The following is a 14,053-nucleotide window of genomic DNA, read 5'->3' on the forward strand; positions in this document are numbered from 1 at the left end:
CAACGAAAGCACCTTATATGGTTCCTAAACAACAGCGCGAATAATAAGTCAACCTCCACCCATTATTATTACGTACTGACCGCTCGTTTGATCGTATCTCGGTTAAAAAAAGGGTGGCGGTTACCGAAATAACCATACGAAATTTTTTGGGACGATGCTTACTCTGGAGAAGTCATGCTAAGCTCTGATGCACCAATTAAAAGCGAAAAACTCAACAACAAATTACAACCGGCCAGCAATCAACATTACTCCTTTAAAAGTCACCATGAACAAAAAAGTTATTTTATGTGCCTGGATCTGCGCAACATCTATAATTCAGATTTTTTTGGATAAAGTTATTTTCCCAGAAAATGACAAAATACAATATAGAGAGATGGAACTCTACAGACCACGAGCGGACTTCGAATACAAATTAACTGAACTGTTAAAAAGTATACGCACCAACCAGTATTATGAGAAGTTAAACATTGAAAATACAAAACGAACAATTGACACAGCCTATATACATACACTTCTTGAGTATCATCGAGAGATCGTTCAGCTCTACGACGTAGCGGGATCAAAAGAAATTCTATTAGCGCTTCAAGAAATGGGTACCGATATTGTACGAATGTCTAAGAGCATTGGATATAATACTTGCGTTCCCAGCGATCAGTTTTCCAACTTCAATACTTCTGCAAAAGAGATAGCTCCGCTAATAGATAAATTAAGTTCCATCAAAGAAAACATATTAAACTTTGACGAAAAAATTCGTAAAGCTAAACCTGATCATCTCGAAAACGGAAAGTTTGATACTGAAGCAGCGGCAGAAAAGGTCAGGCTATTGATCGAGCTTATGAAAGATCCATATCTATATGTTAGATTCAACAACAAAGACCCAATTTCTGATTTCCAAAAATACATAAATGACTTCGACACCATACATGAGACATATAGAACCTGCGCTGCCAACTATGCAGAGAGAAACGAACACAACAACCACATTAAATTGTTTTATCAAATTATGACCTTCTTAATTCTCACCATACTTATGTATAGAAAAGACTTGTTATAAATATTCAAATATTCAAATATTCAAATATTCAAGAAATATCATCCACGTTGATTAGTAATGCTTTACATAGCCATGACTGATCAACACACCGTTCGCCTTTGGTCGAGTAGAGAGAGAGAGCGCTTACAACCCATGCAAACTTAAACCCATTGAACTGCCTAAAACATACCAAATATCTTGTCACTTTACTTTTACCAAGTCGGTACAGTTCGGGGGAGATTATTGGCCACCCTGGATACTTAAATTGATTTCTCCATTGCTAAAGTAAAATTAATAGCGAGATTAAGGCATATCGCTTTTTGGCATAGCATTGAGCGAACTGTCACTTGTAGCCCATGGTTTTACAGTAGTCACAGATTTACGATTCGGCTTAATTTTTTGTTTCCGCACCGACCCCCATTGATAAATAAGTTCTTGTTCGTATGCCTCTACATCCTTGAATGCAGCTTCTCCAATATGTGCAATGTAGAGTGAAAAATCAGATCGTAACATTCCAGCAATCAAGTGCATATATCCACTGTTATACCTAGCAGAAGCTGTATAACCAGAACTTTGACTTGTACCGAAACTCTTAGCTTTACCTATATAAAAAGGCCTATCTCCATCTTGAGGATGGTGGAATACGTACAAACAGAAGCACTGACGCTTAGCATCTTCGAGTGTATCGTATGTAAACTTTTCCCAAACCAGTTGCATTGGTTTACCCCGACATCAAACTACAATCATTATAAAAACAGTGCGGCAAAACTTCAGATTTGTTTTCGAGTAAATCTTACCATGCTATAAATAACTAACTCCCCTTAGGTACTACAAGAGTCACAAAACCAAACTTGCCCTCACTGAACCTCTCAATCAATGAGTACCACTCACAAAAAAGCCCCTAGGAAACGAACACCTTGAATGCCACATCATTATTTGCCGAAGTTGCTGTCCATGAGTCTAGCAACTGGAATGCCTGAAGACTTTCATGTATGCATTCATTACCGCGACTCACTTGATTAGAAAAATGAGTCCGAGAAAAAGCGTTTCCGATCACAATCCAAATTTCTTTTTCCACCCGTAAAGAATTTCTTCGTTCAGTAAACACGCGCCACGCTTCATCAACCACAGTCTCATAACCCACCCCTAATCTCGCCATATAAGCGTCGGGGGCTTCCTTATGAATCAGCCGCACTCGCTTTAGGAGGTCTGGGTGAGTTAGATCTAATCGCCACGGAGCGCCTAGCAATCGATGATTCCCAAACTTAAGATCCTTATTAGGACTTATCAAAACCTCCATATTTTTTATTGCTTGCCCACCTACTTCTGCAATTGCACCCGCTGAGGATCGCGGCTGCAAAGTATCTCCACACTTAACATGTATAAATACCAACTTTGTTTCAGAACTGGCAATAAAATCTGCAGGCTCTGTATTTAAATCAGTGCAGAGCAAATAATCAATATCAGGTATATGCGAGAAAAATGGACCATATTCAGCCACACGCATATTAGAGTCATTTACATTTCGAATTTTGTCTATTAAAAAAAACACGGAATTAGGTAGAAAAGCGTTTTGTACCAACCCAGCGGAACCTCCTTTTTCATCCATTCCGGGCGAAAGCAACTCGTTTACCTTTATAATTGAGCGACCTATGGCGGATTTATCTAAGTCAAATCCTGCCTCAAGTGGTAGTCTAAATTTATAATATCGTCCTTGGTAGAACGCTGATGAATTTATATACAGAATCCTCTGCAATCCAGCAGTAAACACTTCCGTCATCGACTGTCCAGAGAAAAACTCCTGCCCGGAATCAGATATCTGTTGATTAAGAAGCCTGTAGTTACTATCTAAAACAAGTCTAGGTGCGTGTGTATTTATGTCATATGACAAATAGATATGCACATCTCCTAGTTCCGCCCGATAAACAAAACTATTAGAGCCAGACACATACTCTAGATAAATAATATCATTAATTAAATTAAACTCCTGCCCATTTAACGCAAACATCAGAGGATCGGAAAAATCACAAAAATCAAGAATGATGCTTGCAGGCTCACACTCCGGAGGGTTAGCAACGGGCTTCGCGAAAGAATTTATTAAATTACTTTCGACGACCCTTCCGCTATTTATCACATCTACAACATCATCTATCCACGCAGCTAATCCGCGCAGACTTAGGTTCCTATTCTTCTGATCAGAAATTCGTCCAGATCCTACACCGAGGTAATAGCTACTTTGTGCAACACCATTCTGCGATAGATTATCAACCATAAGTGTTGACAGTGCATAGGAGGCGTTGGACTGCGCCGAGTGAATATCTTCGAGATTACGTCCTCGCCATGAGACTCCTTCTGGACGCCGCCTAGCTTCGCCTATGGCCATACTTGTGGCCGACTTGGTTCTAATGCGGTCAGTTCTTGCTCCGAGGGATAGAATTTCCTCCAGTGAAATTACACCGCCAAGACCAATTTCAGCTTCACTCGAATAGTTAACGCCTCTACTATCATAAACAACGAATAGGTCACCAAGCTCTCTACAAATTACAACTTGAAGCGCCGGCTCAAAAAATAAAGAATCCTTTAAAAACCTTGAATTACTAAAACTTATGCTTAGAGCAATTGAAAAACCTAGAGACTCTCGAATTACGACAAGCTCACCAGCCATAGTGAGCTTCCAATATAAGGCATCTATAAATTTAGCCATCGTAAAAGCAGGCGTCTTCTTTATAAAACAGAGAGATGCCAGAGGAATAGTTAAGCTTTGTTCCACATCGAAATTATCAATATCAAATTTCTTCCTAAAGCCTGAGTCAAAATAACTTACATCAGGGAAGGCATCAAGATACCTCTTTAGGAGCATTGATGTATCAAGTGACTTTAAGAACGAAACACAATTATCGCGAACACTAATATACTCATCAAAATCTAGGAAATTTCTCCACAAGCTCGAGTTGGAGTTCGAGTTTATTTCCAACGTAAACGCATCATAATTCCGATGTGCCCGAACAACCCGCCCGACTGTTTGCACAAGCTCTCGACCACTACGGACGGCATATGTCAGAACCAGAATTTTTGCTTGTGGAATATCTATACCTTCATCAAGTTTTCTCTGATGAATAATCACATCATAACTGGAGTTTTTAAGTGACCTAGGAACTGTAGATTTAAAGTTCTCTCTTGCATCGCCTGAAAACTGTTGGTGGACAGCCAATACAGAAAACTCCGGAGAAAATAATTCGGCGTATAACTCTATAGCTTCAACATTTTCGCATTTTACAATACACTTGGTATTAGGCTGTTGCTCTAAAAGTTCTTTTACACGCGGAAGCAGTCTTTCATAAGCCATAGACTCCCAAACCGGCTCACAGAGAACATTGTCTTCAAGCGCATGTTTGTATGTATAAACATAGCTCCATTCGGGAGCAACATCAAATTTAAATAAATCGTTTCTATATGGCGTAGCAGTTATTATGACTTTATGGGCTCTAAATGACCGTGATATTTCACTCCAGATTGGGGACGGCTCGGAATGTCCCTCATCCACAATTACCAGATCCACAGCCTCAACTAACGCACTTAAAGCCACCTCAGATAGCGACGACAACATCTGAAAAGTAGTAACATTTATACTTTTATCTTCAGTAAGTGCCACACCATCAATTACTGTTTTCAATTCAATATCATATTCAGGCAGTCTATCAGTGAAAAACTCCCCTGAAAGCTGCTTAACCAGTTGCTCCCGTACCGCCGAACGATGGCAAATAACTAATATTTTCTGCTGTTGCCCAAAGTGGGCTAGAACAGAAATCACTCCTGTTTTACCACCCCCGGTGGGCATGCTTACCAAGCATGAATGGCGAATTTCTGGTTGGTTAAGGTAATCGAATGCCAGCTCAAGCGCATTTTTCTGGCCTTTACGAAGGACATTCCAAAGGTCGTCGTTAACTTCTACAGCCCCGAACTCCATTTCTGATCTCCATACCCTACGCTCAGCACCGGGATAGTTAGCTGAGTCGGAAAGCATACCGGCACAAAGCTACTACACCCACATATTTTTGACTATTCACTACCAGCCCTCCCTTCAATGCAATTCGCTTCTGCAAATTAAACGAATATCGCTAATTTTCATCAGGAGGGCTCAAAAAGTCAGATGCGTGCGTCTTCACCTAGCTAGAGGTAGATTTAGGGGTATATCCAAGACTAGCCGCCTATAAAAAACTTTATTTACAGATAGTTAGGTATAGGTTCGACTCCTGGTGCCGCACCATACAAAACAAAGCCCTCGCAGAAATGCGAGGGCTTTGTTGTTTCTGCACGCCCACTTTTCTGTGGGAGCGAGCCTGCTCGCGATGAGGCCATCACCGCCACCGACACTCTGCCATACAGACGCAAGCTCGCTCCGTCCGCCCCAGATGCGTTAATCCCGGACACACAATTTCTAACCCCGCCAGCATGGCGCCACGATTGTCCCCTATCCAATCGACCGCTACCTTCCAACTGTCGCTGCCAATTCAGCGACCGGGCGTAAGAAACCCGAAGTACATCAAGGCGTATCAGCTGCGCCTCGCTTACTAATGCTGGCGTTTTTTGTGTCTGCGATATGCGTTATGGCGGCTTTGCGCGGGACGCCTTCGAGTGTGCGGGAGCCTTGATTCCCGGTTTTCCTACCCGTGCATGGCCGCCACCCAATCCCGGACAAGTACGGGGACAGGCCACGATTCCTAGCTGAAATGAATATGCAGACGCCAAATTAAGCGTGATCTGTCCCCGTTTTACCTTCCTGGGGCACCTGCGCTGCCAATGCAGGGATTGCGCAAGGCAGGCTGCGTGGGCAACCTAGAGGGTTGCGACGAGAGGACTGAGTGAACCTGCTTCCTACCTTGACGTTTTATCAACAGATGATAAGGTTTGTGACATGCAAAGGGACTATGGGCTCGACACATTACTGAGCCTGCACCAAGAAATTTTGGCTCAGGAGGGTGGCTACTGGGCCAAGATCGAGGCCTACCAGGTTGAGCCTTCTGAGCATATCCCGCATGGGATTAAATACTCGCTCACCCTGCATGATCGAGGTGGAACCAGGGTGCTTGGTTATGACAATGCCCACTTGGTGAAGCCCGCCAAGTTCAAATATGCGGGCCAGGTCCTACCCTACGACCATAAGCATCGGTCGAGCACGGATAAGGGCGTGCCCTATGAATTCAAAGACGCTCAGCAGTTGCTACGGGATTTTTTCGCAGACGTTGACCGTGTGTTGGAGCAGGTGAAGAAATGAAAACATTAAAGATTGGCATCATGTCGCAAGCGCAGATGCGTGCCCGTGTATTGGCGATTGCCTGTGGCGAGTACAAGCCCAAGGCAACCGAGCCCAAAATTTGGTTCCCGTCCATGAAGTCGCTGGCCGAGGTGCTGAGTGACGAAAACCGGGCGCTGCTCAAGCTCATCAAAGAAACTCAGCCGGAATCTCTGACCTCGTTGGCCGAGGCTACTGGGCGAAAGGTAAGCAACCTGTCGCGGACGCTAAAAACCATGTCTGGTTACGGGCTTGTTGAAATGAAGCGCGAGAATAATCACGTCAGGCCGATTGCCAAGGCCACGGAATTTCATATCATCGCGGCCTGAGTTTCCAGGCAGACGCCCCCCGCACGACGGAGGGACCCAGGACCTATTCGAGTACCTTCTTTTTATTCTGAACACGCTTGATCCTTTATTTTAAAGGGTTCTGCGCATTGTGTTTTACTCCTGGTGCCGCACCATACAAAAACGAAGCCCTCGCAGAAATGCGAGGGCTTTGTTGTTTCTGCACGTCCACTTTCAATCCACACACTGAATACTGTGGGAGCGAGCCTGCTCGCGATGAGGCCATCACCACCGACATTCTGCTATACAGACGCAAGCTCGCTCCGTCCGCCCCAGATGCGTTAATCCCAGACACATAATTTCTAGCCCCGCCAGCATGGCGCCACGATTGTCCCCTATCCAATCGACCGCTACCCTCCAACTATCGCTGCCAATTCAGCGACCGGGCGTAGGAAACCCGAAGTAAATCAAGGCGTATCAGCTGCGCCTCGCTTACTATTGCAGGCGCTTTTTTTGTGTCTGCGATATGCGTTATGGCGGCTGTGCGCGGGACACCTTCGGGTGTGCCGGGTGCCTTGATTCCCGGTTTTCCTACCCCGTGCATGGCCGCCACCCAATCCCGTAGGAAAGGAAGGTTGCGGCTCTCACAGTCAAGGAGCCAGACAATGCCAAACCCGCAAGACCTCAAAACCCCAGGCCTAACCCCCTTCTCCTACCACTCCGACCGTCCCCTCTTCCGCGTCAACAGCGGCATTCCCATCGGCGAAGCCTTATCCCACGCCTCCGACCTGCTCCACGTTGCCAAGCTCTTGGCCGAGGACGCGGCGATGATTCGCAGCACGGATCGGTACGCCTGGGCGTCGTGTTATTTGCAGGATATGAGCAAAGCCGTCATCGATGACGTGGTGAAGGTGCTGGAGGCGCCGGGGAGTCATTCTGCTTAAGAGCCGCGGGGGCAATGCTGCTCCAAGGGGGCAGCATTGAATTGTATTTGCAGGAGCGGATTAAAGAAGGGCAGCTTCGCAGCCCAGCGGGAGCAAGCTCCCTCGCCACGGGGGCTACGGACAGAGCACGATTACCGGCTGCAATGAGTAGGCGGACACTAAATCAACCATGGTCTGTCCCCCGTTTTCCTACGAGAACGCTCTGGCGCTGCGGGCCTAATACCCACGCAAGCGCATCATGTCGCCAAGCGATAGGTAGACTGCACCAACCCCGAAGCAAACCAGCGGCTGGATACCAGTTTCAGATCTACGTCCTGCCCAAGAGCCCCGAACAATGGCCTTCCGGAGCCGATCAGCACAGGTACAGTGGTAATCACCATGTCGGTGATTAAACCATCGCGCAGGAATGACTGCACCACCTGTCCGCCATCGACATAGACCCGACGTACGCCTTGTCTCGTCAGTTCCTCCATCACGTCCTTGGGCGCGAGGCTAGAGAACCGGAGCTTGCCCTTCAGCGCTTCGGGCACTGGCGCATCCAACAGGCTTTCAGACAGCACCACCACGGGGCGCTCGTAGAACCAGGTGTCGAAGGTCCGGACCTTCTCATAGGTTCCGCGCCCCATCACGATCACGTCCTTGTCAGCGATGAAGTCTGAGTAGCCATGGTCCTCGGTTTGATCATCGCGCTGTAAAAGCCAGTCGATGTCACCGTCGGGCCTGGCGATGAAGCCATCCAGGCTGGTGGCGATGAAAACATGTGCAGTGGCCATCAGGATCTCCTTATTCATACGGGGTATTTCGATGCCCGGCGTCGAGAAACACCTGCTGGCATTGATCATCCATTGTGCAATCGCTCCCATCGCTTGTCTTCGGGCCCGCAGGTCGTTGGCGTTATCGGCAAGCGGGCGTGAGCGCCCGAAGCAATCAAAGCGAACCTCCGAGCGCTCCGCCGGCCCTCAACTACACTTTCCCTGAAATCCCGCCCCCTCTGGAGTAGTAGGCGATGAAGATCAGGACCAAGATCATAGGCTCGGGGTTGATCAGCCTTTTCTTTGCCCTCGTGCTCGGCGGTATCGGGTTGTGGGGCTATATCAGCATGACCAGCGCCCTGGCGCGTAGCGAGACCAGTATTTCGGCCATGCGCAAGCACATGGAGGCGGACATGATGCACGACGCCATTCGTGGCGATGTGTTGGCCGCTTTGCTGGTGGCGCCGGGGGATGCCGCGGGAGCCAAGGAGGTGAGAGAGGCGCTCGATGAGCATGCGCAACGGATGCGCAAAGTCATCGCCGAGAATGCCGAGGCCCAGTTGCCGCAAGCGATCGCTCAGGCTATTACCGAGCTGAAGCCGCAAGTGGAAACCTATATTGCATCGGCTCAGCAGGTGATCGCTAAGGCGTTGGAGGGTGCCCAGGATGGCCGGGCGCTGCGGACGGAGTTCGACGGGGCGTTTTCGGCGCTGGAGGAGCGTAACGAGGCGGTGAGTGAGTTGATCGAGAGCCAGGCCCATGCCACCCGCGAGCATCAGGACCACAGCATTCAAACGTCGGAGCGCTGGTTGGTTTTCACATTGCTGGCCACCTGTGTGGCGTTGGCGCTGTTGTCCTGGAGCCTGCTCAAGGCGGTGCTTACGCCGCTGAACAAGATCATCCTCAATACCCAGGCTATTTCCCAAGGGGATTTGCAGCGCTCGATGGGGGCTCAAAGCAAGGATGAGCTGGGTCAGTTGCAGGGTGTGATCGAGCAGATGCAGGTCAATCTGCGGCAAATGATCGCCACGATCCGCAGCCAGAGTGACGAGTTGCATGGCACGTCGCGCGTATTGGGCGATACGGCGCGGCAGATTGTGTCCAGCGCCGATCAGCAGGCTCAGAGCGCCACCAGCATGGCGGCGAGCATGGAGCAGATGATGGCGAACATCAGCCAGATCCATCAGCACGCCGACAGCGCCCGGACGATTTCAGCGCAGTCCGAACAACTGGCCAGCAGCGGCGGGCAAGTGATTCTTGGGGTGGTAGAGGGCATGAGCCGGATCGCCGAGGTGGTCAATCAGTCGTCCAGCAAGATCACGGCGCTGGATGCGTCGTCCGAAGACATTCATTCCATCATTCAGGTGATCAAGAGCATCGCCGAGCAAACCAACCTGCTGGCCCTCAACGCCGCCATCGAAGCCGCCCGCGCCGGTGAGGCGGGGCGGGGCTTTGCGGTGGTGGCCGATGAGGTGCGTAACCTGGCAGCGCGCACCACCCAGTCCACTCAGGAAATCACCGCAATGATCGAGCGCATTCAGACCAGCGCCCGGGATGCGGTGGCGAACATGCAGGCTTGCGTCAGCCGCGTGGACGAAGGCGTCTCACTGGCCCAGCAGGCCGGGGTGTCCATCAGCGAAATCCGCACCGGCGCCCGGCACGCGGCAGAAGTGGTGGAGGAAATTTCCCAGACCATTGCCGAACAATCGAAGGCCAGCGATGAAATGGCTCAGAGGGTGGAGTCGATTGCCGCGCAGTCCCGCGAGAACACCCGCTCGATTCACAACCTGACGCAAACAGCGGATCAATTGAACGATGCGGCGGGGTCGATGCAGTCTTCGGTGCAGCAGTTCAAGATTTGATCAATCGGCCGGACCCACTTTTGTGGCGAGGCCGCTTGCTCTCGCTCGGCTGTGTAGCAGCCTGTGCTTTCAATACTCGCGAATTATTGAAAATTTTGGCTGGGCAATAATTATTGCCCAGCCATAAAACACCCTAAAAACCTGACTCACACCTCGCTCACCTCAAACACAAACGAAATCTCCCGCTTCTGGGCGCTCCAGACGTACCGGATATGCTTGCCCTGCACCGGAATCGAAACCGCCGGTGGGCGAAACGCCGCCACGCATTCGTGGCCGGGCAGGCGGACGCTGTTGTACAGCAAGCCCCAGGACAAGGTTTCGCGCAGTTGCCGGGCGAACACCTGGGACGGACCGTAGGCGGTGGGATCCGGGTCGTGCAGGTGCGGGTAATCTTGGCGGATGTCGTGCAGCGGCTTGATGACCTTGTTGACGTAAGTGCGCATGGTCAATTCCAGATCCGGCTCGTTGGTCGCTCCGAGGAATCGCGCCTGGTGGTAGCAGGTCTCGGCAATGGCGGCTTCCTGGCTGCTGGCGGCGTAGTAGACACCGAAGGTGCCGTCGCTGAAGCGGCTGCTTTTGCCGATATGAGTAAACGCGGCCATCACCGGCGAGGAGCCGGGCCCGGAAATGCGGTCCTCGGGGCGTACCCGGGACAGCACCCCGGCTTCTTCCATGAGCCGATCGTTGGTCAGTGCTTCCAGGGCATACGCGGTGGGCAGGTCCTCGGGATCGAGCACGTCTTCGAACAGCGCAATCGGCGGGAAGCTGCTGTTGACGATCCGGTAGGCACGCTTCCATTGCGGGTCCGCCAGTGGTGGCGTCATCAACCGCGCACTCCGTCGAGGTAACGCCGCACATCGGCAATGTCTACCACCCGGCCGGCAAGCATGTAGGCCAGTGCCGACTGGCCGTTGAAGGGCGCAGCGGTATTAGGGCTGTTGACCCACTGGTAAGCGCGGTCCCGGCTGTTGCTGAAGATGATGCTCAGCGCCTTGTGAATACCCATGAGGTAGGAAATGCGCTCCAGTGTGTCGTGAGGCAGCCTGACGTTTTCCGGTAATTGCTTGTACTTATAGAAAGTCGTGTTGCCTACCTTGCCCAGCAATGTGCGCTGCTGCTCGACACTGCAGCCCCACAACGCCATGAGATTGAAGAAAAACTTCAACGCGACCCGACCCGCGTCAGGGGAGTCCAATTGTTGCTGCGCGTTGAGGGTGATGGAGGAGGTTGCCATAAAATTTGGGCTCCATTGCTAGGGGGTGACACCTAGAGAGTAGTACAAATACGGATAAATTATTATTTTTTATTCGCAAACGGATTTTTACCACCCTCTACCTGAACCATTCAGCAAGCTGTGTGCAGGAATTTTCTCTGCTCCAGCCACTTACGGACTCGCTGACCGCCCCGATTACCGTTGATCAGGCAAAAAACCCAAATCCCGCATAAGCTCCAACCATCGTCTGCTGGAGCTTTTCGCCACAAAACCGCGACAACCGTGGCAAGGTACATGATGATAGCCGGCATGCACTGCCTGACCGGGCCAGGTGCACAACAATAGCGAGCCCACTTAAGCAGAGGGCATTACCTCATGGATAGCAGAACCTTACGCAACCTCATGCGCATCGTGCAGACCGGCTCCTTGTCGGCGGCGGCGGAACATTCGTGCCTCACGGTGCAGGCATTGGCGGCACAGTTGAACAAAGTTGAGGAGCAGTTCGGCTTCCGGTTGTTCCGGCGGTCGAACAAGGGCCTGACGTTGACGAGCCAAGGCTCGGAACTGACGCCGTTCATGGATCAGGTGCTGGTTGCCACGCGGCAGTTGGAAGAGAAGGTCGCGGCGCTGAAGACGCCTCGGCAGCGCACGCTGAGAGTGGCGCTCAATACCACGCTGCCGGCGGAGTTCAACCGGCGGATGATCGATCGGCTGATCGCCGTGTTTCCTCAGTATCAGTTGGAGTTCAGCTACGCCGAGTCGATGGAGAACCTGAGCAAGCTCAAGAACGAAGATTTTGACCTGGCGATCCTGATCGGTCCGCAGCAGAGCGGCTTTTCCAGCATCACAATGCCGGACGTCCAGGTGCAGGTGGTCGGCGCCCATTGCGGCGAAGAGGACGACTCCCTCGGTTTGCTCGGCGATAAGTTTCAGGTGCGTCCGGCCGAGGAATGTCCGTATTCCCACAGTTTCCTTCGCTTCCTGGATGCCGGCCTGGGCGAGTACGGCTCGAGTCAGCGGATGGTGTATTCCTGCAGTGAAACGCTGACATTGTCGTTGATTACCCAACTCGATGGCCTGGGGCTGGTGTCCCGGGAAGCGGCGCTGCGTAACGACTTGACGATTTTCCCGGACTTCGAGGATTTCCTCGAGGTCCGCCTGGCGGTGAATAATCCAGAGTTGTCCGGCCAGGCACTGCACGATGTTGTGGACCTGACGCTAAAGGAACGAACCGAGCGCGATGTACGCCGCCGTGCCCACCGCCACACTGAGAAACAGGTTGCGGCTGAAATACGCACATAACAGCGTCGGAATCGCGGCATAGAATTCCGGGCGGTCGAGTTGTATCTGCTGATCCTTGATCAACAACGGGGTGAGGCTGATGGCAGCGACGATCGCCACCGGCAGGTATTCCAGGGCGCGGGCGACGAACGGTGGCCAGTTTTCAGTATTGACCTGCAGCGGCAGGGCCCGTGGCAGAAAGGTCACCGCCATCATCAGGGCCACGACCAGGATCAGGAACGTTTGGTCAGGCATACGCCCACCCCGCAGCCAACGAACGTGGCAATGAAGACATTGAACGGCGAGCTGCCCAGCAGGCTCAGCCCGCCCATGCAGACGACCGCCGCCAGGGCAGCGATCAGTTTGTTACGGGTATTGCACAGCGAAACCAGCACGTAGAGCATCATCGCGGTCAAGGCGTAGTCGAGCTGGTATTTGATCAGGTGCGCCGCGTATTGCGCACACACCGCTCCCAACAGGCCACCCAGCACCCAGGAGGTGTGGCAAAAGAGGTTGAAGCCGATCAGGTAACGCACGCTGACCGGCGCACCGGTGCCGAGCTTGACGCTGTGGAAAGCGAATGACTCGTCCGTGAGCCCCGCCGCGTAGCACCAGCGCTCGAAACGACTGAGCCCCAGCGCACGCAATGCCTTGGCCATGTAGACCGACATCAGCATGTGTCGCGCGTTGATCAGGAAGGTGGTGAGCACGATAGTGGTCAGCGATGCTCCACTGGAAATCAACGCCAGCGCCGCAAATTGCGAAGCGCCCGCGTAAACGAACAGGCACATCGCCACCGGCAGCCACAAGGGCAACCCGGCGTTGACCGCCATCAGACCGAACACAAACGAAACCGTAAAATAACCCGCTACCACCGGACTGGCTTCAGCAAAGGTACGCGAGGCTTGTGGTTCGACCACCAGCGGCTGGCTGGAAGTCTTGCTCATAGATCCCTCTCGAAAGTGATTTCACCCCGAGGCTCACAAAAGCCTTGGGCTGCCCAAAACCGCTTGCCGGCCAGATTAGCATCGTCGACGAACAGGAACATGCGCAGTACGCCGACCCGTTTCATGTCGGCCGATGCCGCCTCCACCAGACGCTGGCCCAAGCCTCGGGTTCGATGCCCCGGGCTGACGGCCAGGTGATTGATGGTGCCACGGGTGCCGAGCATGCCGCCAATCACCGCCCCCACCACTTCACCGCTGACATCGACGGCCAGGTACGCGGTGGTGGTGTCCTGCAACAATACCCCGCGCAAGAATCGGGCATCCTGCCACTCGCAGAACGACACTTCGTCGAAACCGCGAAAAAACTGCTCCAGTCGTTCGGCGTCCCTGACCATTGCCCGGCGCAACAGAACCTGTTGCTCCAGATCGTCCATGGGTTCG

14 protein-coding genes are annotated in these 14,053 nt (G+C 51.7%); 6 read left to right on the forward strand and 8 right to left on the reverse strand.

Annotated features, from left to right (window positions below; genetic code table 11):
• Window positions 1-187: 187 nt before the first annotated feature.
• Entirely contained in the window at window positions 188-1,054 is an 867-nt protein-coding gene (locus tag CRX69_RS25590; RefSeq protein WP_107323070.1) for a hypothetical protein, read from the forward strand.
• 282 nt (window positions 1,055-1,336) lie between these two features.
• Here CRX69_RS25590 and CRX69_RS27625 read toward each other — a convergent pair whose 3' ends face one another.
• Window positions 1,337-1,750 (reverse strand): hypothetical protein, encoded by a 414-nt coding sequence (locus CRX69_RS27625; RefSeq protein ID WP_133822111.1) that lies wholly within the window; start codon window positions 1,748-1,750, stop codon window positions 1,337-1,339.
• Window positions 1,751-1,934: 184 nt separating this feature from the next.
• On the reverse strand, window positions 1,935-5,000 hold the full coding sequence (locus CRX69_RS25595; protein WP_158277073.1) for a DEAD/DEAH box helicase: 3,066 nt from the start codon (window positions 4,998-5,000) through the stop codon (window positions 1,935-1,937).
• 948 nt (window positions 5,001-5,948) lie between these two features.
• On the opposite strand from CRX69_RS25595, the gene CRX69_RS25600 reads away from it, so the two are divergent.
• The 3 genes from CRX69_RS25600 (at window position 5,949) to CRX69_RS25610 (ending at window position 7,557) form a co-directional block, all read left to right on the forward strand.
• The gene (locus tag CRX69_RS25600; protein WP_047226882.1) at window positions 5,949-6,308 is read left to right on the forward strand and encodes a toxin-antitoxin system TumE family protein; all 360 of its coding nucleotides are present in this window, start codon (window positions 5,949-5,951) and stop codon (window positions 6,306-6,308) included.
• Window positions 6,305-6,655 (forward strand): HVO_A0114 family putative DNA-binding protein, encoded by a 351-nt coding sequence (locus tag CRX69_RS28025; protein ID WP_107323072.1) that lies wholly within the window; start codon window positions 6,305-6,307, stop codon window positions 6,653-6,655. The genes CRX69_RS25600 and CRX69_RS28025 overlap by 4 nt, the downstream gene beginning before the upstream one ends.
• Window positions 6,656-7,278: 623 nt before the next feature.
• Window positions 7,279-7,557, forward strand: coding sequence for a DUF3077 domain-containing protein (locus tag CRX69_RS25610; protein ID WP_047226879.1), 279 nt, complete (start codon window positions 7,279-7,281; stop codon window positions 7,555-7,557).
• Between the two features lie 236 nt (window positions 7,558-7,793).
• On the opposite strand, the gene CRX69_RS25615 is transcribed toward CRX69_RS25610, so the two are convergent.
• Complete coding sequence (locus CRX69_RS25615; RefSeq protein ID WP_047226878.1) at window positions 7,794-8,330, reverse strand: dihydrofolate reductase family protein; 537 nt, start codon at window positions 8,328-8,330, stop codon at window positions 7,794-7,796.
• Between the two features lie 233 nt (window positions 8,331-8,563).
• On the opposite strand from CRX69_RS25615, the gene CRX69_RS25620 reads away from it, so the two are divergent.
• Window positions 8,564-10,171: a methyl-accepting chemotaxis protein gene (locus CRX69_RS25620; RefSeq protein WP_107323073.1), complete on the forward strand. Its 1,608-nt coding sequence runs from the start codon at window positions 8,564-8,566 to the stop codon at window positions 10,169-10,171.
• Window positions 10,172-10,317: 146 nt separating this feature from the next.
• Here CRX69_RS25620 and CRX69_RS25625 read toward each other — a convergent pair whose 3' ends face one another.
• Both CRX69_RS25625 and CRX69_RS25630 read right to left on the reverse strand, forming a co-directional pair.
• Window positions 10,318-10,995, reverse strand: a complete 678-nt coding sequence (locus CRX69_RS25625; protein ID WP_047226876.1) for an RES family NAD+ phosphorylase — start codon at window positions 10,993-10,995, stop codon at window positions 10,318-10,320.
• Window positions 10,995-11,405, reverse strand: coding sequence for an MbcA/ParS/Xre antitoxin family protein (locus CRX69_RS25630; protein ID WP_047226875.1), 411 nt, complete (start codon window positions 11,403-11,405; stop codon window positions 10,995-10,997). Before CRX69_RS25630 ends, CRX69_RS25625 begins: the two co-directional genes overlap by 1 nt.
• Window positions 11,406-11,759: 354 nt before the next feature.
• Here CRX69_RS25630 and CRX69_RS25635 point away from each other — a divergent pair, with 354 nt between their 5' ends.
• Window positions 11,760-12,686, forward strand: a complete 927-nt coding sequence (locus tag CRX69_RS25635; RefSeq protein WP_047226874.1) for a LysR family transcriptional regulator — start codon at window positions 11,760-11,762, stop codon at window positions 12,684-12,686.
• Here the strand turns inward: CRX69_RS25635 and CRX69_RS25640 are convergent.
• The 3 genes from CRX69_RS25640 to CRX69_RS25650 are packed head-to-tail and all read right to left on the reverse strand — an operon-like array spanning window position 12,603 to window position 14,046.
• Window positions 12,603-12,920 carry an AzlD domain-containing protein gene (locus CRX69_RS25640; protein ID WP_047226873.1) on the reverse strand — a complete coding sequence of 106 codons (318 nt, stop codon included), beginning with the start codon at window positions 12,918-12,920 and terminating at the stop codon, window positions 12,603-12,605. The two genes, CRX69_RS25635 and CRX69_RS25640, sit on opposite strands and share 84 nt — an antisense overlap.
• Window positions 12,899-13,612 carry an AzlC family ABC transporter permease gene (locus CRX69_RS25645; protein ID WP_047226872.1) on the reverse strand — a complete coding sequence of 238 codons (714 nt, stop codon included), beginning with the start codon at window positions 13,610-13,612 and terminating at the stop codon, window positions 12,899-12,901. The genes CRX69_RS25640 and CRX69_RS25645 overlap by 22 nt, the downstream gene beginning before the upstream one ends.
• Complete coding sequence (locus tag CRX69_RS25650) at window positions 13,609-14,046, reverse strand: GNAT family N-acetyltransferase (RefSeq protein WP_171061302.1); 438 nt, start codon at window positions 14,044-14,046, stop codon at window positions 13,609-13,611. The genes CRX69_RS25645 and CRX69_RS25650 overlap by 4 nt, the downstream gene beginning before the upstream one ends.
• Window positions 14,047-14,053 lie beyond the last annotated feature (7 nt).

Source organism: Pseudomonas rhizophila (genome assembly GCF_003033885.1).
Taxonomy (GTDB): domain Bacteria; phylum Pseudomonadota; class Gammaproteobacteria; order Pseudomonadales; family Pseudomonadaceae; genus Aquipseudomonas; species Aquipseudomonas rhizophila.

What these genes read in the sequence shown, in the direction of transcription:
- CRX69_RS25640 (WP_047226873.1), bottom strand. Translation starts at nt 12,920, where the DNA reads ATGCCTGACCAAACGTTCCTGATCCTGGTCGTGGCCCTGATGATGGCG.
- CRX69_RS25600 (WP_047226882.1), top strand. Translation starts at nt 5,949, where the DNA reads ATGCAAAGGGACTATGGGCTCGACACATTACTGAGCCTGCACCAAGAA.
- CRX69_RS25650 (WP_171061302.1), bottom strand. Translation starts at nt 14,046, where the DNA reads ATGGACGATCTGGAGCAACAGGTTCTGTTGCGCCGGGCAATGGTCAGG.
- CRX69_RS25645 (WP_047226872.1), bottom strand. Translation starts at nt 13,612, where the DNA reads ATGAGCAAGACTTCCAGCCAGCCGCTGGTGGTCGAACCACAAGCCTCG.
- CRX69_RS25625 (WP_047226876.1), bottom strand. Translation starts at nt 10,995, where the DNA reads ATGACGCCACCACTGGCGGACCCGCAATGGAAGCGTGCCTACCGGATC.
- CRX69_RS25590 (WP_107323070.1), top strand. Translation starts at nt 188, where the DNA reads ATGCACCAATTAAAAGCGAAAAACTCAACAACAAATTACAACCGGCCA.
- CRX69_RS25620 (WP_107323073.1), top strand. Translation starts at nt 8,564, where the DNA reads ATGAAGATCAGGACCAAGATCATAGGCTCGGGGTTGATCAGCCTTTTC.
- CRX69_RS27625 (WP_133822111.1), bottom strand. Translation starts at nt 1,750, where the DNA reads ATGCAACTGGTTTGGGAAAAGTTTACATACGATACACTCGAAGATGCT.
- CRX69_RS25630 (WP_047226875.1), bottom strand. Translation starts at nt 11,405, where the DNA reads ATGGCAACCTCCTCCATCACCCTCAACGCGCAGCAACAATTGGACTCC.
- CRX69_RS25635 (WP_047226874.1), top strand. Translation starts at nt 11,760, where the DNA reads ATGGATAGCAGAACCTTACGCAACCTCATGCGCATCGTGCAGACCGGC.
- CRX69_RS28025 (WP_107323072.1), top strand. Translation starts at nt 6,305, where the DNA reads ATGAAAACATTAAAGATTGGCATCATGTCGCAAGCGCAGATGCGTGCC.
- CRX69_RS25615 (WP_047226878.1), bottom strand. Translation starts at nt 8,330, where the DNA reads ATGGCCACTGCACATGTTTTCATCGCCACCAGCCTGGATGGCTTCATC.
- CRX69_RS25610 (WP_047226879.1), top strand. Translation starts at nt 7,279, where the DNA reads ATGCCAAACCCGCAAGACCTCAAAACCCCAGGCCTAACCCCCTTCTCC.
- CRX69_RS25595 (WP_158277073.1), bottom strand. Translation starts at nt 5,000, where the DNA reads ATGGAGTTCGGGGCTGTAGAAGTTAACGACGACCTTTGGAATGTCCTT.